General features: G+C 70.6%; 17 protein-coding genes. 7 read left to right on the forward strand and 10 right to left on the reverse strand.

The window, feature by feature from the left end:
• The 8 genes from galE to AC07FY_RS08190 all read right to left on the reverse strand — a co-directional run bounded on the left by galE (position 1) and on the right by AC07FY_RS08190 (position 7912).
• Positions 1 to 984, reverse strand: coding sequence for a UDP-glucose 4-epimerase GalE (gene galE / locus AC07FY_RS08155; protein WP_479002251.1), 984 nt, complete (start codon positions 982 to 984; stop codon positions 1 to 3).
• Positions 984 to 1685 carry a PIG-L deacetylase family protein gene (locus tag AC07FY_RS08160; protein ID WP_479002254.1) on the reverse strand — a complete coding sequence of 234 codons (702 nt, stop codon included), beginning with the start codon at positions 1683 to 1685 and terminating at the stop codon, positions 984 to 986. Before AC07FY_RS08160 ends, galE begins: the two co-directional genes overlap by 1 nt.
• Entirely contained in the window at positions 1682 to 3100 is a 1419-nt protein-coding gene (locus AC07FY_RS08165; protein WP_479002257.1) for a glycosyltransferase family 4 protein, read from the reverse strand. The genes AC07FY_RS08160 and AC07FY_RS08165 overlap by 4 nt, the downstream gene beginning before the upstream one ends.
• A complete protein-coding gene (locus AC07FY_RS08170; protein WP_479002260.1) occupies positions 3100 to 4056 on the reverse strand; it encodes a GNAT family N-acetyltransferase in 957 nt (318 codons plus the stop codon). The genes AC07FY_RS08165 and AC07FY_RS08170 overlap by 1 nt, the downstream gene beginning before the upstream one ends.
• A 3-nt stretch (positions 4057 to 4059) precedes the next feature.
• Entirely contained in the window at positions 4060 to 5076 is a 1017-nt protein-coding gene (locus tag AC07FY_RS08175) for a radical SAM protein (protein ID WP_479002263.1), read from the reverse strand.
• Positions 5076 to 6041: a UDP-N-acetyl-alpha-D-glucosamine 5,6-dehydratase TunA gene (gene tunA, locus AC07FY_RS08180; RefSeq protein WP_479002266.1), complete on the reverse strand. Its 966-nt coding sequence runs from the start codon at positions 6039 to 6041 to the stop codon at positions 5076 to 5078. The genes AC07FY_RS08175 and tunA overlap by 1 nt, the downstream gene beginning before the upstream one ends.
• Positions 6042 to 6740: 699 nt before the next feature.
• Positions 6741 to 7292, reverse strand: a complete 552-nt coding sequence (locus AC07FY_RS08185; protein ID WP_479002269.1) for a hypothetical protein — start codon at positions 7290 to 7292, stop codon at positions 6741 to 6743.
• The gene (locus AC07FY_RS08190) at positions 7268 to 7912 is read right to left on the reverse strand and encodes a TnsA-like heteromeric transposase endonuclease subunit (protein ID WP_479002272.1); all 645 of its coding nucleotides are present in this window, start codon (positions 7910 to 7912) and stop codon (positions 7268 to 7270) included. The genes AC07FY_RS08185 and AC07FY_RS08190 overlap by 25 nt, the downstream gene beginning before the upstream one ends.
• Positions 7913 to 8111: 199 nt before the next feature.
• Here AC07FY_RS08190 and lon point away from each other — a divergent pair, with 199 nt between their 5' ends.
• Both lon and AC07FY_RS08200 read left to right on the forward strand, forming a co-directional pair.
• A complete protein-coding gene (lon, locus tag AC07FY_RS08195) occupies positions 8112 to 10541 on the forward strand; it encodes an endopeptidase La (protein ID WP_479002275.1) in 2430 nt (809 codons plus the stop codon).
• 108 nt (positions 10542 to 10649) lie between these two features.
• Positions 10650 to 11096 (forward strand): MarR family winged helix-turn-helix transcriptional regulator, encoded by a 447-nt coding sequence (locus tag AC07FY_RS08200; RefSeq protein WP_479002278.1) that lies wholly within the window; start codon positions 10650 to 10652, stop codon positions 11094 to 11096.
• A gap of 18 nt (positions 11097 to 11114) precedes the next feature.
• Here the strand turns inward: AC07FY_RS08200 and AC07FY_RS08205 are convergent, their stop codons facing one another.
• On the reverse strand, positions 11115 to 11888 hold the full coding sequence (locus AC07FY_RS08205; RefSeq protein ID WP_479002281.1) for a protein phosphatase 2C domain-containing protein: 774 nt from the start codon (positions 11886 to 11888) through the stop codon (positions 11115 to 11117).
• A gap of 388 nt (positions 11889 to 12276) precedes the next feature.
• Here AC07FY_RS08205 and AC07FY_RS08210 point away from each other — a divergent pair, with 388 nt between their 5' ends.
• The 5 genes from AC07FY_RS08210 (at position 12277) to AC07FY_RS08230 (ending at position 17981) form a co-directional block, all read left to right on the forward strand.
• Complete coding sequence (locus tag AC07FY_RS08210; RefSeq protein ID WP_479002284.1) at positions 12277 to 15144, forward strand: sensor histidine kinase; 2868 nt, start codon at positions 12277 to 12279, stop codon at positions 15142 to 15144.
• The gene (locus AC07FY_RS08215; protein ID WP_479002287.1) at positions 15141 to 15617 is read left to right on the forward strand and encodes a roadblock/LC7 domain-containing protein; all 477 of its coding nucleotides are present in this window, start codon (positions 15141 to 15143) and stop codon (positions 15615 to 15617) included. The genes AC07FY_RS08210 and AC07FY_RS08215 overlap by 4 nt, the downstream gene beginning before the upstream one ends.
• Entirely contained in the window at positions 15614 to 15997 is a 384-nt protein-coding gene (locus AC07FY_RS08220) for a DUF742 domain-containing protein (protein WP_479002290.1), read from the forward strand. The genes AC07FY_RS08215 and AC07FY_RS08220 overlap by 4 nt, the downstream gene beginning before the upstream one ends.
• Positions 15978 to 16610: a GTP-binding protein gene (locus AC07FY_RS08225; protein WP_479002292.1), complete on the forward strand. Its 633-nt coding sequence runs from the start codon at positions 15978 to 15980 to the stop codon at positions 16608 to 16610. The genes AC07FY_RS08220 and AC07FY_RS08225 overlap by 20 nt, the downstream gene beginning before the upstream one ends.
• Before the next feature lie 69 nt (positions 16611 to 16679).
• Positions 16680 to 17981: a styrene monooxygenase/indole monooxygenase family protein gene (locus AC07FY_RS08230; protein ID WP_479002295.1), complete on the forward strand. Its 1302-nt coding sequence runs from the start codon at positions 16680 to 16682 to the stop codon at positions 17979 to 17981.
• On the opposite strand, the gene AC07FY_RS08235 is transcribed toward AC07FY_RS08230, so the two are convergent.
• A complete protein-coding gene (locus AC07FY_RS08235; protein ID WP_479002297.1) occupies positions 17891 to 19090 on the reverse strand; it encodes a C40 family peptidase in 1200 nt (399 codons plus the stop codon). The two genes, AC07FY_RS08230 and AC07FY_RS08235, sit on opposite strands and share 91 nt — an antisense overlap.
• Between the last annotated feature and the right edge of the window lie 147 nt (positions 19091 to 19237).

Consider the following 19237-nt stretch of genomic DNA (forward strand, 5'->3'; position numbering starts at 1 on the left):
TCACTCCAGCGACGCGGGGGTACTGGTGTGCCAGTTCCACGCCGTACGAACGATGTGGTCAAGGTCGCGTTCTGCTCGCCAGCCGAATCGGCTCAGCGCCAGACTCGGATCGGCCCAGGACAGACCCGGGTCCCCCGGACGGCGGGGCGCCATGGCAACCGGGGTCTCCTTCCCGGAGACGTCGTGCAAGACATCGATCAGCTCGCGCACGCTGACGGGCCGGCCGCGGCCCAGGTTCACCGGACCGCACTGACCGTCCTCTTGCAAGCCCTCCAGGACCCGCACGTGGGCCTGGGCGAGATCCTCGACGTGGATGTAGTCGCGCAGAGCCGTCCCGTCGGTCGTCGGGTAGTCGTTGCCGAAGATCCGCAGGGTGGGCGCCAGGCCCAGGGTTGCGCGTATGGCCACCGGGAGGAGTTGGGTTGCTGCCGGGCCCGCGTACTCTCCCAGGGAAGCGTCATCGGCCGCACCTGCCGCGTTGAAGTACCGCAGGTTGGCGTAGCGCATCCCCGTGGCCTGCGCGTAGGAGGCGATCACACGCTCACACAGGTACTTCGTCTCTCCGTACGGACTTTCGGGCCGTACGGGCGCGGTCTCATCCACCGGGCAGATTTGCGGGGTGCCGTACACGGCGCACGAGGAGGAGAAGACGAAGCGCTCCACTTCAGTGCGCGCGCACAGGGCGAGCACGTTCTGCGTCCCGGTCAGGTTGACGGAGAAGTACGTGTTGATGTCACGCAGCGACTCTTCAGAGGATTTCAGGGCCGCGAAGTGGATCACGGCCTCAGGGTGGAACTCCTCGAAGACCGGGCCCATGCCGGGGATATCGAGGATGTCCACCACGTGCAGGCGGCAGCCACGGACTGCTTCTCGGCGGCCCGTGCTGAGATTGTCGACAACCACGACCTCGTGGCCAGCCGCAAGGAGGCGCCGTACGGTGAAGGAGCCCACATACCCGGCACCCCCAGTCACGAGCACTCTCATCACATATCAACTCCATTGGGAACCGCTGCCATGGGGCCGCGCAGTTCTCGTCCGATCACGAATGCCTCAGCCGCTTCCACCCCCACCTGCGTCCCCCGGTATGAGGCCAGCGTCCGAACGGCCGCCAGGGAGCGCGGGTGGGGCGGGTCGTACAGCTCGTACGGGTAGGCGGCAAGTGCCCGGCACTTGGCTTCGACGTGCCCGGTGACGTCGTAGAACAGGTTGGGGGTGAACGGCGCTACCAGGCCCGTTTGCTGTTCCGTCGAAGACAGGACCTCGAAGTGCAGCACCTGCCGAACGGAGCCGGAGCCGAGGATGCGGGTGCCGTACCCCACTGCATGGGCGACGCTGCGGTGGTCCGCGTGGATGTCGCCCGGGTGGTGAGTGAAGACCACTTCGGGCTCTGCCTCACGAAGGGTGTGGCTAACCGCATCGACGACCTGTCGCTGAGGGAGGTCGGCCAGGAGGCGTCCGTCGGCCGCCAGACCGCCGAACGATACTTCGGCCGCACCGAGCTCCTTAGCCGCCACCCGGCAGCGTTCCCGCGCCTCCTCGATCTCCACGCCCGAATGCCGCAGCGAGATCCCCTCGGCGAGGATGTGGATCTGGACCACCGCGCCCTGCTGGCTCAATGCCGACACCGTGGCCCCGGCACCGAGAACCTCGTCATCCGGGTGTGCGGCGATGACAAGGACCTTCACGCGGACTCCGAAACCGGGCGTTCGCCGTCCGCGGTGCGGGCCGCAGGCGTCGCCTGACCACCCTGCCGGACCAGCGCGCCCATGGCGTAGAGCCGGTATGCAAGCACACCGAGCGTCTCCTCGGGGAGCTTGATCAACTGGAGTGGGTCACCGGCTTCGACCGCAGTGCGCACGACAGCGTACGTAGCGCTGTCCAGTTCCATGATGTGCGATGTACGCGGCACGAAGACGAAGCCGCCTTGTATCTCTTCACGCAGCCGTACGTCGTCCCACACCACCTCGTGAAGGACCGTCTCCGGGGCGAGCTGTTCCAGGGCCAGGAGATCGAGACGGTGGACGAGGTACTCCACGCGTCGTACTGCACGATGTCCGCCGCGAATCGACTCGGATCCGGCGGCTCCCATGGCCTCGGCGGCTTCACGGTCGCTCAGGACGTGCTGCATCGCCTGTCGCAGGTCCTCGTCGTCGATGACCAGCAGACCGTGTCGCTCGTCCTCGATGAACTCAGGGATGCCGCCCTGAACAGAGGCGATAACGGGGCGGCCAGCGGCCATGGCCTCCTTGAGCGCGAGCGGGCCGGTCTCAGGAACCGTGCTGGTGAGGACTACGGCGTCACTGGCCTTGATCACCGGGGCGACGTGGTCCTGGTGGCCGAGGAACCGGACCCGCTCGGCGACGCCCCGTTCGATGGTCTGCCCACGGAGTTCGGCCTCCAGCGGTCCCTCACCCGCGACCACTAGCAGCGGAGGCTCGGCGTCCGGCGGCAGCTCCAGGTCAGCGAAGGCGTCGATCACCTGGTCGATGCCCTTCTCCCAGGACAGGCGGGCCAGCACGAGGAAGACGAATTGGTCTGCCTCAGCGCCCAGTTCCTGTCGAGCGGCGCCACGGTCGGCGGCGCCCAGAGCCGCGAGCAGAGGCTCCCCGATACCACTGGTGAGTATCTCGACCTGTTCGTCTTTCAAGACACCGGCGTTGATCAGTGGCTCGAACTGGCGTTGCCGCTGTTCCCGTGACGTGGTGAAGACCAGGTTCACGCCGGCGAACAGGTCGCGCACCTCGTCAGTGGTTCCCAGAGGGAACGCTGAGTGCCGGAAGAGGCACACGGCGGCATCAGTCGCGCCCTGCGACTGGGCGTGGTGGACTGCGGCCGCGTCCGCGCGGCCGGAGACGCACACGATATGAGGACGGCAATGCCGCAGCGCCTTGCGAACCGCCTCGGCCGCCCCGTCGCCGGCGAACGCTGGCACACCCACGGTCGCCACCCCATCAGCACGGCATTGCTGAAGCATGGCTCCCCCCTCCTCCGCGAGGACGGTGACCGTGTGACCTGCCTGCGACAGCCCGACCGCCATGTCGTACATGTAGCGGTGCTTGCCGCCCCAGACCTGATCGGAGACTGTAAAGACGATCTCCATTAGTTCCGAACACCCCTCCCGAAGATTCCCGGGCACGAGCCCGGGATGGTCCATAAAGCGCTGAATGCGCGAAGAGCCGCCAAGCGGGCGTTGCCCACGCCTCCCAGCACGGCATAGGTCATTCCACTGGCTCGCGCTTCGCGCAGGCACTCCTCGATGAGCGCCGTCGCCAAGGACAGATCGCGACCGCGTGCCTCGGGCACGAGCGCAATCGCAGACAGCATTCCGAGCCGCGCAGTGTCGTAGGCAAGGAAGCCAAGCAAGCGGTCCTTGGGCGGCAGTTCCTTGTTCCGGTCGACCACGATCACAGACGAGATCGGATCCCGTGAGAACGACCGGTGGATCTCGCTCGCCCAGCCTCCGCCGAAGGTCTCTCTGAGCCAGTCGACAATCAGCAGCTCCTCACTCGCTTCGGGACGACGCACCCACAGGTCTCGGCCGTTGACCGTAAGAGACGTGGGAGTGGAACTCGGCGTCCAGGTTCGGAAGTCGATGAAGAGATCCGCCCATTCCAGGCTCTTGTCATCCCGTGCAACCGCGCTCTTGCGCTGCGTGGAATCGGGAATCCACCACGCCGCCTGTCGCAGTGCCGGCGGGAAGTGGTCTGCGAATTCCCCCACTTCCATCATCGCGTAGGCGTATCCCAGCCACTGAAGCCGTTCGAGTGCGATATAGACGAGAAGCCAGTGCACGCCCGCCCGCTCCGCCGGGGCGACCCCGGCGGCCACCTCGCAGGCACCGACTGTGCCCGGGCCCTGGACGTTGATGCCGCACCGGCCCAGAACCGTCCCTCCCCGGTGCAGTTCGACGAAGGACTCGGCTCGCGGCCCAGCGGCGCCTTTGAAACGGGGAACGGCGGGAGCGACATCCCGCGATGCGACGGCAGAGCTCAGAGCGTCTAGCAGAGGCTGGGACGACGTGAGGTCGTACAGGCGTATCAGAGCCTCCCTGGACAAGGCCTACCTCACCTCCGCGCCTTCGAAGATCTGTCGGTCCAGCAGTGAGGTGAGCGGGGGCCCGTCCGGTCCGTCACCGGTCGCGAAGTCCCAGAAGATCTCGCGCAAGCGCTCCTCGGTGAACTCCTCCTGCTCCTGGACGAGCTGCTGTTGCCCCTGCGTCCAGATTTCCTGAACGGGAGCATCCTTGGTGTTCCCCAAGGGCGCGGCACTGTAGAGGCGGCTCATAGTCACGTCGCCTGTGGCTGAGATCGCGATGCTGCTGTCGCGCACCAGGTAGGGGAACATGACGACGTCCTGGAAGGGACGCAGCTTCTCGCCCGGGACCAGGTAGGGCGCGTTGAGGTTCAGGTCGAAGTCCGTGGCTGGCACGTCCCGCTTGAACTCGGTCACCTGGCGGTGGACCGCCATCGTCTCCTCCTCCGTCAGGAGCAGCCGGTTGCGGCCACCGCGGCCGTGCGCCCGGACCAGGATGAGGTCTTGGCGCCGGAAGCCGTGGGCTCGCAGGTAGTGCGCGAGGTCGAACACGTTGTTCTGGTTGGTCTTCATGACCGTGGTCAGCACCTTGAAGCTGCGCACACGGTCGCGGAGATAGATCGAGTTCTCCACGACGGTGTCGAACACGTCCATGAGCCGTACGGCGGCGAACGTCTCCCGCGTGCCGTCCATGCTGACCCGGATGGACGAAATGCCGCTGTCCACGATGCGGTCGAGCTGCTCCCGCGTGTGCGCTGCCGCGTTCGTGATGAGGGTGACGGTCGAATGGCGCAGCTTCGGAACGACGTCCAGGAGCTGCCAGAAGCCCTTGCGGATCGTCGGCTCCCCACCGGTGAGGGTGATCTCGAAAGTCCCCATCCGGTCCAGCTGGAGCATGATGTCCTGCAACTGCTCGATGGACAGCATCTTGCGGCGGATGTGGACGGGGATCTCCCCGGTGTTCGTGCGGCAGTGGATGCAGCGCAGGTCGCATGCGTAAGTGACATCCAGACTGGCGCGTACAGGTGCGGTGTAGCCGGCCATCAGTCGGCCACCTCCTCTTGGAAAATGCGCTGGCGTATGTCGTCCAGGTCTCGCGACTGCCACCATTCGAGAGTGAGGCGAATGCCTTCCTCGATCCCGACCCCGCCTGCCCTGTCTCCGATCTGCCGTGTCTGCAAGGCGGTGTCCGCCCGGAACTCGGTGATTTCGTTCGGCCGGGGCTGCTTCCGGACGACTTCGGCAGTCGGAGAGGTCGCCTGCAGGATCCGGATGACGTCGTTCACGGAGAGGGACCGGCCGGAACCGAAGTTGACGACTGAGGGCAGCGGTCGGTTCGCCAACGAGATGAGCTTGTCCACGACATCCGCGATGTAGGTGAAGTCGCGACGCTGCTCACCGTCGCCCTCGACAGGCAGTTCGTTCCTGGTCAGGAGGTTGGCGCAGAGCCGTGGTACGAGGGCGTCGGGCCGCTCGCCGGGGCCGTAGACGTTGAAGAAGCGAACGATGCCCACCTCGGGAGCGACTGAGGCGCGCTGATGGGCCCTGGCCACCATCTCCAGCCCGACCTTGCTCCCGGCATAGGGCGAGAGCGGGGACAGAGGGCTGCTTTCGGGTGTCGGCAGTGTGTCGGACTGGCCGTAGACCTCGCACGTACTCCCGACGACTACCTTGGGCACGCCAACACTCGTGCAGAGAGCCAACAGGTGGCGGCCGGAGTCCACGTTGTCGAGATAGTCGAGTGGCTGCTTGAAGGAGCGAGGAACGCTCTTGTGTGACGCCAGGTGGTAGACGAGGCGTACGTCAGAGAGGTCCCTCTCCTCTAACTGCAAGACGGGTTTTTCTAAGAACTTCCCAGTACCTTCCGGCGGGATCATCGGCGGCACACGCAGGTCGTCCAGGACTGTCACTTCTTCCCCGGATGCCACCAGCGCGCGGGCAAGGTGGCCACCGATGAATCCGGCGCCCCCGGTGATGAGAATCCGATCTTTCGAAATGTTTCTTTGCACGCCAATACCTCGGCATCCCCGTTAGTGGGTCTACTCGCAGACGGGCCCATCAGTTGGAGCATCACACGCCCACATTGAGATGGGAGGCGAGCCCCTTGGCCCGTGATCGACATTGCCACCCTAAGCCGCGCAGGTGACCCCGTCATGTGTGACTCGATTCACGTTTTGGGGGCTCGGCGGACCCATTTGGCCGGGGAAATCCCAGGTGGAACCGAGATTGGGATCGCTTCGTTCCGGATACGTAGGTGCCGCGATGTCTGATCGTTCTGTCTCGAACCTGCTGTCGAATGGCTTGCTGCCTTCGGCGGGGCGGCATCCTTCGTATGGCATACCGGCGAGTAATTTTGAAGCGTGTACGGGTTGTTTGACCGGGCTGGTTGCTCTGGTCGGTTCATCCGGTCCTGCTGCGGCGCGGCACTCAGGCGCGCCGCGGAGTTTTGGTACTCGTCGGCGGGGTTCGAAGCCCGCGCGTCCACACCGGTTGTCAGCCGCGTACGCCTGCTGCGTCGGCTCGTGCTTTGGCTTGCGCAGCGCGGATCTCGAGGAGGACTTCGCCCAGGGCGGCTCTTTCACGGGCTGTTTCGGCCTGGGCCACTCGCGCGTGATGACAGGCCTGATGTGGTTGTGACGGAGCAGGGTGGAGCCGACCCTGCGCTTGTTGATGCTGAACCAGGCGGCGCTCTTCTCGTGCCGACGAAACTAAGCCTGGTGAAGCGATGGGGGAGAGCCTGTCGCTCTCGGGGGTGAGTAGGTCCGTATCGGTTGGGAGGGCGGGCGCCAGGAGTCGGCGTTGCTCCAGTGCGCTACGGAGTCGCCGAACACGGAGGCGTCGTCGTAGGGGTAGATGACGCGGAGGCTGATCTCCCGGAAGAAGCGCTCACGCTTCCGTGGTGTTCTCGCGTCTGCGACGCGCCGCCAGTAGGGCGACGCGATGATGGCGGCCAGGCTGACGGCCTCGGGATAGACGGCGGCGAACAGCTTGGATGTGTTGTACGAGTCGTAAACGGAGGCACAGCGGTCATCCGGTATCAGCATCCGCGCACGGGCGTCCCAGGTGTGCCAGATGTGGGCGGGGCCGCGCTGCTTGGGGTGGTCGTCAGCGGAGTTCCAGATGTGTCCGCAGAAGCTGAAGGCGGTCAGCACGGCGTCGAACGTCAGGGGCACGGCATGGCGGTGCAGGAGGCGAAGGTGCCGGCGCTGGGCGTGGACGATGTCAGGAAGGTCACTCAGGTCGGCCGCGGGCCAGTCCACGTCCGGAGGGCCGATCCAGGTGCGGTGGCGCAGACAGACGTAGCGGTGGTGGGGTAGAAGCCGGAGCACCACGCCGCCGGGGTGCCGGACATATTGCGCACCGTGATCGCATCCGGCGCCCCCACCAGCCGGAACTCCCACCTCACCTGACCGCAGCCCGCCCAGGTGGCCTCGAACTTCGCCCAGTCCCGGGGCTTACGACGCTCCGCCGGACGGCAGTCGATCACGACAGCCGTGCCGTCGTTGCGGCGCGCGAAGAAGTCCGGCGCTTGAGAGACACCCCTGCCCGTCTCCGACCGCCAGAACAGCCAGAACGGCTGCGAGGAGATCCCCACCACCGATGGATCGAAGTCCAGCAGCATCACATGATCGCGCTCCAGCCAGGACTCGTACCCGACGTGCCCGCCCACCGTAGACGACCACCACAACCCCGGGAAGTTCCGCTGACCCTTGTATGAAGCGAACGTGCGCACCGGCGCCACATCCTCGAACCGCACCGCCCACACCGCCGCCAGCGGACGCCGGAACTCCGACCCGCCTGGAGCGACGTACGCGACCTCGAACCCCTCCAGTGGCGGCCCCGCCACCCCACCCGGTAGCTGCCCCAGCGCACGCGCCACGACAAGCACTCCCACTCACCGATGCAAGATCCCGCTGACCTGTGCAAGATCACGTGCAATGCAGAGCTGACTTATGCAAGATCCGAAACTACGGGACACTCACCCTCCGTTCGCCGGAGGCGAACACAGGGTGGGGAACAAGGGGCGGCGCAGATGCATTGAGTCGGCATAGCTCAACTTCACTGCCGGAGGGTTGATCATGGCTTCGACGTCCGTAACGCTCACTCTGCCCGTGCTCCCGCTCGACGACGAGGTCGTGCTGCCCGGAATGGTCGTTCCGCTGGACCTGTCCGATGCCGACGCGCGCGGGGCCGTGGAGGCGGCCCAGGCGGCGGCGGGCACCGGAAAGCCGCGGGTGCTGCTCGTGCCGCGCATCGACGGGAAGTACGCCGCAACGGGGGTGCTCGGGACGGTCGAACAGGTGGGCCGGCTCTCCGACGGCGACCCCGGCGCGCTCATCCGCGGCCTCGGGCGCGTGCGCATCGGCGCCGGGACCACCGGTCCGGGCGCCGCCCTCTGGGTCGAGGGCGAGACCGTCGAGGAGCACGTGCCGGACCCGCTGCCGGGCGCGGTCGCCGAGCTCGTCAAGGAGTACAAGGCGCTCGCCACCAGCTGGCTCAAGAAGCGCGGCGCCTGGCAGGTCGTCGACCGGGTCCAGCAGATCGAAGGGGTGTCGGCCCTCGCCGACAACTCCGGCTACTCCCCGTTCCTGACGGTCGAGCAGAAGGTCGAGCTGCTGGAGACCGCCGACCCCGTCGCCCGCCTCAGGCTGGCCGTCAAGGCGCTCAGCGACCACCTCGCCGAGCAGGACGTCGCCGAGTCCATCGCCAAGGACGTGCAGGACGGCGTCGACAAGCAGCAGCGCGAGTTCCTGCTCCGCCGCCAGCTCGAGGCCGTCCGCAAGGAACTGCGCGAACTGAACGGCGAGAAGGAGGGCGAGGAATCCGACGACTACCGCAGCCGCGTCGAGGCCGCCGACCTCCCCGAGAAGGTCCGCGAGGCCGCCCTCAAGGAGGTCGACAAGCTCGAGCGGGCCAGCGACCAGAGCCCCGAGGGCTCCTGGATCCGCACCTGGCTGGACACCGTGCTCGAACTGCCCTGGAACGAGCGCACCGAGGACCGGTACGACATCCAGGGCGCACGGGCCGTCCTCGACGCCGAGCACGCGGGGCTCGGGGACGTCAAGGACCGCATCACCGAGTACCTCGCGGTCAGGAAGCGGCGTACCGAGCGCGGCCTCGGCGTCATCGGCGGCCGCCGCGGCGGGGCCGTGCTGGCGCTCGTCGGACCGCCCGGCGTCGGCAAGACCTCGCTCGGCGAGTCCGTGGCCCACGCCATGGGCCGCACGTTCGTCCGCGTCGCCCTCGGCGGCGTACGCGACGAGGCCGAGGTGCGCGGACACCGCAGGACCTACGTCGGCGCCCTGCCGGGCCGGATCGTCCGCGCCATCAAGGAGGCCGGTTCGATGAACCCGGTCGTGCTCCTCGACGAGATCGACAAGGTCGGCTCCGACTTCCGCGGCGACCCCGCCGCGGCGCTGCTGGAGGTCTTGGACCCGGCGCAGAACCACACCTTCCGCGACCACTACCTGGAAGTGGAACTCGACCTCAGCGACGTGGTGTTCCTGGCCACGGCCAACGTCCTGGAGGCCATCCCGGAGGCGCTCGCCGACCGCATGGAGGTGGTCCGCCTCGACGGCTACACCGAGGACGAGAAGGTCGTCATCGCCCGCGACCACCTGCTGCCGCGCCAGCTGGAGCGCGCGGGCCTGGGCGCCGACGAGGTGATCCTGGAGGAGGCCGCGCTGCGCAGCCTGGCCGGCGAGTACACCCGCGAGGCGGGCGTGCGCACCCTGGAGCGGTCCCTCGCCCGCCTCCTGCGCAAGGTGGCCGCGCAGCACGAACTGGGCGAACGGGAGCTGCCCTTCAGCGTCGGCGCCGACGACCTGCGCGGGTTGATCGGACGGCCCCACCACGTCCCGGAGTCCGCCCAGGACCCGGCGGAGCGGCGGACCGCCGTCCCCGGCGTGGCCACCGGACTCGCGGTGACCGGCGCCGGCGGCGACGTCCTGTTCGTGGAGGCTTCGCTGGCCGATCCGGAGACGGGCGCGGCCGGCCTGACCCTCACCGGCCAGCTCGGCGACGTCATGAAGGAGTCGGCGCAGATCGCGCTCAGCTTCCTGCGCTCCCACGGCGCCGAACTGGAACTCCCGGTCGCCGACCTCAAGGACCGCGGTGTGCACATCCACTTCCCGGCCGGCGCGGTGCCCAAGGACGGTCCGAGCGCGGGCATCACCATGACCACGGCCCTGGCCTCGCTGCTCTCCGGCCGCCAGGTGCGCACGGACGTGGCCATGACCGGCGAGGTCTCGCTGACCGGGCGCGTCCTGCCGATCGGCGGCGTCAAGCAGAAGCTGCTCGCCGCCCACCGCGCGGGCCTGTCCACCGTCATCATCCCCAAGCGCAACGAGGCCGACCTGGACGACGTCCCGGCCGAGGTGCTGGAGGGGCTGGAGGTGCACCCGGTGACCGACGTGCGCCAGGTGCTGGAGCTCGCCCTGTCACCGGGCCGGGCCGGGGAGGAGGAGGCGCGGCCGGAGCAGGAGGCCGCGGTCACCGCCGCCGCCTGACCGGGTGCCCGTACGGCGGCCCGGGACCCCGCGACGGCGGGGCCCCGGGCCGCCCGCGCACCCGCTGCGAAATACTGGCGGCCTCATCCACCACCGAAGGAGCGGTACGTGCACGGGAGCGAAGACCAGGAGTTCCTTGCCCTGGAGCGGGAGCTGTCCGTCTTCCTCCGGCGCGCCCGCGCCTCCTCGGGCGAGATGGCGCGCGCCCTCCACCCCGAGCTGGAGCCCGCCGCGTACGGGCTCCTGGTCCGGCTGGAGGCGGCGGGCCGGCAGCGGGCCACCGAGCTCGCCGCCTACTTCGGCGTCGGCAAGGCCACCATGAGCCGCCAGCTGCGGGCCCTGGAGGTGCTGGGCCTGATCGCCCGCGAGCCGGACCCGGCCGACGGCCGGGCCTTCCTCGTCGGTCTCACCGAGGAGGGGCGCGAGCGCTTCCTGCGGGTACGGGGCGCCCGGCGCGAGCAGTACATGCGCAAACTGGCCGGCTGGGACCGCGGTGAAGTGGCGGAACTGGCCCGGCTGCTCAACCAGCTGAACGCGGGCGAGGACGCCCCGTAGGACCGGCCGGCGGCCCCTTCACAGTTCCGCGTAGACCGCCGACGCGTCGTCGTGCCGCTTGAAACGGCCCGGCGGGCGCGCCGGGTCGGCCTCGACGGCGCGGACCCGGCCGATCAGCCCCTCCGCGCCCTCCTTGCGCAGCACCGCCAGGCACTGCGCCCAGTCGCCCTCCCCGAAGGTGTCCGTCCACCGGCTCGCCCCGTCGGTGAGCGCGGCCACCGCCCGCACCCGGTCGCGCGGGAGGCGCCCGGTCACCGCCCGGCCCGCCACCTGCGGGTCCGCGGCCGCGGTGAAGAAGCCGCCCTCCGCGTTCCGCAGGGCGTCCGTGGCCGCCACCGACCCCCGAACCTCGCGGGGGACCAGGTCCAGCCGGTCGTCGAGCACCGCCGTCACCCCGCCCTCGGGCTCCTGGAGGAGCAGCACGGAGTCCGACAGCACCAGGTACTCCACGTACGCCTCGTCCCAGCGGACCACGACCACCGTCGCCTGCGGAGTGCGGACGTGAGAAAGGTCACAGGTGTGCCGGTGCGCATCGGCCGTGGAGCGGATCGCCTCCGCCAGGATCGCGTCCAACGGCATGTCCCGCCGGGAACCGGACAGTTCGGTCAATCGGCCGCCGAGCCGGCTCGCGAACCACGGCACCCCGTGCACGCAGCCGTCCTCGCCGCGCGGCGGGGTGACCCCGTCCAGGGCGACCAGGACGCCACCGCCCGAAGCCGGGACCGCGGCCGACACCCAGTCCTCATTGGGGCGTTCCCGGCTGCCGGCGGCTGAGGCGAGGTCGATGCGCATGCGGTCATTCTGCCGGGCGCCGGCGCGCGGACCGGAGCAGGTCCGGACCAATCGCGGGGCGGCCGGACAGGGACGCACGCGCGGGTCGCGGGAGGGCTGCGGCGGGCCGGCCGCAATGTTGGGCGGGCATACTGCCAAAGCCCGCGTGGATCTTTCAACCGCCTGTCCACGGACGCGCCCTGACGCCGGATGTCCGAGTTGGTCGCCACCTCATCCGTGATGTTCACTCCTTCGAGTGGCCGGGTGGGGTATGTGCGGCTCTCTTCTCCTCGCACTGCAAAGGTCTGAGGCGGTACGAGGGGGCAGGGGGCGTTTACTTGTTGACCGGCCGTTACCTCGGCCACACGAGTAGACGAGCAAGAGCACACGTACAGGATTGCGAGCACCGGTGCAGAAGAAGCGGTCTCGGAAGAACGGCACCGCCACCGACGGCCCGGCCCCCGCAGGACGCCGCGTCCGCGTGCGCCGCAGGCTGGTCGTGGGCGTGGCCGTCGCAGCCCTCACCGTCCTCGCGGCGGGCGCACCCGCCGTCGTCTCCGCCACGAGGGAACTCGGCGACTCACAGCGCCTGGTCACCCTGGCGGAGCAGACCCGGCACACCCTCACCCTCGCCCACCTCCTCGGCGACGAGCGCGACGCCGTCGTCGAGTACGCGGCCAAGGGCCGCCCCGGCTCGGCCAAGGGGCCCGTCCAGGAACGCGCCGCCCGCACCGACCGGCAGCTCGCCGAGGTCCAGGCCGACGCCGACGAGGCCACCGCCCGCACCCTCGCCCGCATCCAGGCCGTCCGCACCGAAGCCGTCGACGGCAAGGGCAGTGCCCTCGCCGCCCACCAGGCCTACGCCGGAGTCCTCGCCGAACTCCTCGCCCCCGGCGAACGGCTCGCCGATCTGACGCCGCCGCGCGCCACGGCCGCCCTCGCCACCACCCGCCCCATGGCCCCGCTGGGCCACGCCGTGGAACAGGCGTCGGCCACCCGCGGACTGCTGCTCGCCGCGCTGGCCGTCCCCCGCGGCGAGCAGCTCCCCAACTCGGCCGTCGTCGACGAACTCACCACCGCCGCCCAGCGCGCCCGCGTCCGGGAACAGGCCGCCCTGGACGACTTCGCCCGGGCCGCCCGGCCCGACGTGCGCCAGACCCTGGCCGCGACCGTCACCGGGCCCGAGGTCAAGGCGGCCGACGAGCACCTCAAGCGGCTCACCGACCGGCCCACCCTCACCCCCGCCGACCGCAGGACCGACGCGGCCGCGGTGGGCTCCGCGCTCACCGCCCGCATCGACCGCATGCGGTCCGTCGAGTCCACCCTCGCCGGCCAGCGCGCCTCCGCGCTCGCCGCGCAGCGCGACGACGACGTGACCCGGCTGGAGATGGTCATCGCCCTGCTCGGCGTGCTGTTCCTGGTCACCGTCGGCGTCTCCACCGCCGTGGCCCGCTCGCTCACCCGGCCGCTGTCGGTGCTGCGCCGCGGCGCCGAGCGGCTGGCCACGCCGGAGGGCTCGGTGGAACCGGTCCGGTTCACCGGTCGCAACGACGAGTTCGCCGAGGTCGTGCGCCACCTGAACGCGGTGCGCGACCAGACGGTGTCCCTGCACACCCGGATCGCCGGCCTCGACGCCGACCGGCGCCGCATCATCGGCCGCAACGAGGCGCTGGCCGCCGGCCGCGAGGCGCTCGAAGAGGAACTGACGACGCTGCGGGCCGGTCTGGAAGAGCACCGCCGCATCATGTCCACCACCTCCGTCTCGCTGTCGCTGCGGACCCTCGGCCTGGTGGAGCGCCAGCTCGCCGTGATCGAGGAGCTGGAGTCCAAGGAGCAGGACCCGGACCGGCTGGCGACCCTGTTCAAGCTGGACCACCTGGCGACCGTGATGCGCCGCCACAACGAGAACCTGCTCGTCCTGGCCGGCCAGGAGCACGGCCACGGCCAAGGACTGCCGGTACCGCTGGTCGACGTCATGCGGGCGGCGGTGAGCGAGATCGAGCGCTACGAGCGCGTCGACCTCGCGGCGCTGCCCGCCTCCACCCAGATCGCCGGGCACGCGGCGGACGACATCTCGCACGTACTGGCCGAACTGCTGGAGAACGCCACGACGTTCTCGCCGCCGGAGGCCAAGGTCAAGGTGTCCGGATGGCTGCTGGACTCCGGCGACGCGGTGCTGTCCGTCCTCGATCAGGGCATCGGGATCACCGAGGACCGGCTGGAGGCCCTCAACGCCCGGCTGTCCACACCCGAGGCCTACGACGAGGAGCCCGAGGAGGAGCACGGCCTCGGCCTCGGTCTGTACGTGGCCGGGCGCCTCGCGGCGCGGCACGGGGTCACCGCGGAGCTGCGGGCCGGGCGGCACGGGGGCACCGAGGCGCTGGTGGTCGTACCGGCCGCACTGCTCCCCGCGACCCCGCCGGCCTCCCCGGTCCACGCCCTGGCCACACCGGGTGGGCCCGCGCTGCGCCTTCCGGGCGTGATCGCGGAGGCCAACGAGAACACCCTCCCGAGCCGCCCGCGGGGCGGCGCCGCGGATCCGGGCCCCGCGGTGGAGCCGGTGATGGATTCCGCTCCGGTCGCGGTCGCGGACACGGCGGTGGCGGACGCGGCCGTGGAGGACGCGGCCGTCGAGAACACGGCGGTAGACGACACGGCGGTGGACTCCGACGGTGACTTCCCCGTGGCGGCCCCCGCCGTGGAAGCCCCGGGCGGAGCCGGTCCCGAGGAGCAGCTGCTCGCGCGGGTCGTCCCCGACGCGGAAGGGTCGGGCTTCGCGGCGGCGGACGCCGGGTCGGGGGCTCCGGCCGGGGCGCCCGACGCCGCACCGGGTGCCGGCGTAACGGAAGAGGCGCCCGAGCCGGATGCGCACCGGCATGCCGCCGCCGAGGGCAACTGGGTGCCCCGCCAGGGCAGCCACCCGACCGAGGCCGTCACCGGGTCCGAGCCCGAGCCCGAGGGCGAGACCGTCACCGACAAGGGCCTGCCCAAGCGCACGCCGCGCTCCGTGGCCGCCGCAGGGCGCCCGGCCGCCGGTGACGGCCCGGCCGAGCCGCCGCGCAAGGTCGACGCCGACGAACTGCGGCGCCGCCTCGGCGGGTTCTACCAGGGCGCCCAGGACGGCCGGCGCGTCGCCGCCGCCGAGCTCCGGCACGACCGGGACCAGGACCGGGACGAGGGCCGGGACCAGGACCGGGACCAGGACCGGGACCAGGGCGGGGACCGGCATCAGGGGCAGACCGACCGGGGGGACACCGCACAGGAGGCACGCACATGACCGCGCCCAGTACGTACGGACTGAGCACCCAGGCCCGCAACCTGCAGTGGCTGCTGACCGACCTGGTCGAGGAGGTGCCCGGCGTCAGCTCCGTCGCCGTCGTCTCCTCGGACGGGCTCCTGCTTCTGTCCTCCGACCCGGGAGCGGAATCCCCCCGGGGGCCCCGCACCAAGGGCCCGCGGGGCGCCTCCGCGGACCTCGCCACCATCGTCTCCGGCCTCGGCAGCCTCACCACCGGTGCGGCCGCGCTCATGGACGGCGGCACCGTCAAGCAGACCATGGTGGCGATGGAGCACGGTTCCGTCTTCGTCATGGCGATCAGCGACGGGTCCCTGCTGGGCGTGCACGCCGCCCCCGACTGCGACATGGGCGTCGTCGCCTACCACATGGCCCTGTTCGTCGGCCGCGCCGGCCACGTCCTGACCCCCGAAGTCCGCAGTGAGCTGCGCCAGTCGATGGAGAAGAACCCGTGAGGAGTCCGGCCTCCGACCGGCTGCCGATACGCGGCGCCGACCGCCGTCCCGCCCGCGTCCGCCCGTATTCGCTCACGGGCGGCAGGACCCGCTTCACGCAGGTCCTGCTGGTGGAGACCTTCGTCGCCACCCTGGACAGCGGTCCCGCCAAGGCGCCCGACCGCATGCCCGAGATGCCCGCCATCGTCGAGGTGTGCCGCCGCATGCGCACGATCGCCGAGATCGCCGCGCTGCTGAAGCTGCCGCTCGGTGTCGTCCGCGTCCTGGTCAGCGACCTCGCCGAGCAGGGCAGGATCCGCGTCTACGGCACGGGCCACGGCTCCGGCCGCCCCGAACGCGCGCTGCTGGAAAGGGTTCTCAGTGGTCTTCGCCGTCTCTGACCAGCCGGTGTCCGGGCCGGACGCGGACGACGAGCCCGTCCAGCCGTGGCAGTACGACCGCTCCCGCGCTCCCGTCGCCGTCAAGGTGCTGGTCGCGGGGGGCTTCGGTGTCGGCAAGACCACGTTCGTGTCGTCCGTCTCCGAGATCGCGCCGCTGCGCACCGAGGCGGTCATGACCCAGGCCAGCGTCCCGACGGACGACCTGACGGGGACCCCGGACAAGCACACCACCACCGTCGCCATGGACTTCGGGCGCGTCACCCTCGACGACGACCTCGTGCTGTACGTGTACGGGACGCCGGGCCAGGAGCGCTTCTGGTTCATGTGGGACGACCTGGTGCGCGGCGCCGTGGGCGGTATCGTCCTGGCCGACACCAGGCGGTTGCGCGACTGCTTCCCGGCCCTCGACTACTTCGAGAGCTGCGGGCTTCCGTACGCCGTCGCGGTCAACCACTTCGACGGTTCGGAGTCCTACGAGCCGGAGGACGTGAGGGAGGCGCTGACCGTTCCGCCGGAGGTGCCCGTCGTGATCATGGACGCGCGGCGCCGCTCGACGGTCGTGGAATCCCTGCTGACCCTGGTCGGGCACGCCCTGGACAGCACTCCCGCATAGGAACGGCCTCCCGGACGGGGACAGCCCCTTCGGACCGTGCAGCACAGCCTCGAACGGAGAACCTGACAGATGCGCAGGATACTTGTCGTGGGAGCCGGCCAGTCCGGTCTCCAGCTCGCCCTCGGACTCCAGTCCAAGGGGTACGAGGTCACCCTCATGTCCAACCGGACGGCGGACGAGATCCGCACCGGGCGGGTCATGTCCACGCAGTGCATGTTCGACACCGCCCTGCGGCACGAACGCGACCTCCAGCTGGACTTCTGGGACCGCCAGGCCCCCAGGATCGAGGGCCTCGGCGTCTCGGTGGCGGCCCCCGACGGCGGCCGCGCCATCGACTGGCTCGGACGCCTCAAGGGTTACGCGCAGTCCGTCGACCAGCGCGTGAAGATGGCCGGCTGGCTCGACACGTTCGCGCAGCGCGGTGGGCAGCTGGTCATCCATGGCGCCTCGGTCGCCGACCTCGACTACTTCTCCCGTACGTACGACCTGGTGCTGGTGGCCGCGGGCAAGGGCGAGCTGGTGTCCCTGTTCGAGCGGGACGCGGCACGCTCCCCGTACGACGTCCCGCAGCGCGCGCTGGCCGTCTCCTACGTGCACGGGCTCGGCCCGCGCCCGGAGCACCCGCAGACCGAGGCCGTGCGCTGCAACCTGGTCCCCGGGGTCGGCGAGCTGTTCGTGATGCCGACGCTCACCACCTCCGGCCGCGCGGACATCCTGTTCTGGGAGGGCCTGCCGGGCGGGCCGCTGGACGTCTTCCAGGGCGTGAAGGACCCGGCGGAGCACCTCGCGCTGACGCTGTCGCTGATGGAGAAGTTCACGCCGTGGGAGCACGCGCGGGCCGGGGAGGTGGAGCTGACGGACGCGGGCGGCACGCTCGCCGGCCGGTACGCGCCGGTCGTCCGCAAGCCCGTCGGGCGGCTGCCCGGCGGCGGGCTGGTGCTGGGGGTCGCGGACGTGGTCGTCGCCAACGACCCGATCACGGGGCAGGGCTCGAACTCCGCCGCCAAGTGCGCCGCCTCGTACCTCTCGTCGATCCTGATGCACGGTGACAAGCCGTTCGACGAGGCGTGGATGAAGGCGACCTTCGACAAGTTCTGGTTCACCACGGGCAAGCCGGTGACCCAGTGGACGAACGCGATGCTGGGCGTCCCGCCGGAGCACGTGCTGAACCTGATCGGTGCGGCCGGGCAGTTGCAGCCGGTGGCGGACCGGTTCGCCAACGGCTTCGACAACCCGGCCGACTTCGACGCGTACTTCTACGATCCCGAGGACGCGGCGGACTACCTGGCGTCGGTGGCGGCGTCGGAATCGGCCTCGGAATCGGAACCGGAGTCGGAGGCTTCGGCTTCGGGGGCCGCCTCGGAGGAGTAACCGGTGTCGTCGCCCTCCGCCGCGGCCTCGGGCAGCGGCGGAGGGGAGAACCGCGCGAGCGGGACGCCGTCCGGATCCGGGCGCACGGCGCCGAGGAGCGGGTTCGCGGCGATCGGCGAGACCTTGACCTTCGCCCCCGGGCGCGGCGCCTGGATCACCTTGCCGGCCCCGATGTAGAGGCCCACGTGGGTGGCCTTGGGGAAGTAGACGACCAGATCCCCGGGCCGCAGCCGGTCCAGCGGGACTTTCGGCAGGGTGGCCCACTGCTCCTGGCTGGTGCGCGGGATGGCCCGGCCGGCGTGCGCCCACGCCTGGGAGGTCAGCCCCGAGCAGTCGAACGAGCCGGGGCCCTCGGCGCCCCACCGGTACGGCTTGCCGATCTGGGCCGCGGCGTACCGCAGGGCCGTGCCGCCGGCGGCCGTGGGCGTACCGGTGCGGGCGGGGAGCCGGCCGGAGTCCACCAGCTCGCGCTGGGCGCCGGCGGTGTTCGCGGCCTCGCGCGCGCCGAGCTGGGCGAGCTGCTCGGGGGTGAGCGCGGCGAGCATCCGCTCGACCTCCTTGAGCTGCGTCGCGACCTCGTCCTTGTGCTTCTTCTGGCGCGCGGCCAGCGTCTGCTGGGATTCCAGCGCCCGGCGGGCCCGGGTGGCGAGGGCGCCGGCCTCCCGCTCGCCGCGCCGGAGCCGGGCCAGTACGGCGGCCTGCCGGGCACCCTCGCGGGCGGCGACGCGCCGCTGGTCGAGGGCGGCCTGGGGGGTGCCGGCGAGCAGCATCCGGGCGTAGGGAGGGATGCCGCGGGCGCCCTGGTACTGCTCGCGGGCCAACCGCCCGAGCAGGGCCCGCTCGGAACCGAGGGCGGTACGGGCCCTGCCGAGCTCGGCGGCGAGCCGCCGCTCCTCCTTCTGCCGGGAGGTGAGGGCGACCTCGGTGGCGTTGTAGGCCTCGGCGGCCTCCTCGGCCTTCTGGTACAGCCCCTGCAACCGGACGAGCAGCACCCCGACGGACTCACCGCCCGCGCCGGGCGCACCGGGCTCGGCATCGGCGACGGGGGCGGGGGCGACGGCGACGAGCACCGCGGCGACACAGGCGGCACGAAGCAGCCGATGGGACATGGGAACCACCTCCGAGCCGCCGATGCTGCCACGCCCGGTATGACAAATCGCCCAACGGGGTCGATGGGGCGGGGCAAGGTCACCCGGGTGGGGGTGGGGGTGGGGGAGGGGGACGGGTTCGGGTCTGGATCCGAGTGGGGGCCGGTC

Source organism: Streptomyces sp. NPDC045967 (assembly GCF_056430495.1).

Coding starts and splice junctions, on each gene's coding strand:
- AC07FY_RS08230 (WP_479002295.1), top strand. CDS start 16,680: ATGCGCAGGATACTTGTCGTGGGAGCCGGCCAGTCCGGTCTCCAGCTC.
- lon (WP_479002275.1), top strand. CDS start 8,112: ATGGCTTCGACGTCCGTAACGCTCACTCTGCCCGTGCTCCCGCTCGAC.
- AC07FY_RS08215 (WP_479002287.1), top strand. CDS start 15,141: ATGACCGCGCCCAGTACGTACGGACTGAGCACCCAGGCCCGCAACCTG.
- galE (WP_479002251.1), bottom strand. CDS start 984: ATGAGAGTGCTCGTGACTGGGGGTGCCGGGTATGTGGGCTCCTTCACC.
- AC07FY_RS08165 (WP_479002257.1), bottom strand. CDS start 3,100: ATGGAGATCGTCTTTACAGTCTCCGATCAGGTCTGGGGCGGCAAGCAC.
- AC07FY_RS08235 (WP_479002297.1), bottom strand. CDS start 19,090: ATGTCCCATCGGCTGCTTCGTGCCGCCTGTGTCGCCGCGGTGCTCGTC.
- AC07FY_RS08175 (WP_479002263.1), bottom strand. CDS start 5,076: ATGGCCGGCTACACCGCACCTGTACGCGCCAGTCTGGATGTCACTTAC.
- AC07FY_RS08205 (WP_479002281.1), bottom strand. CDS start 11,888: ATGCGCATCGACCTCGCCTCAGCCGCCGGCAGCCGGGAACGCCCCAAT.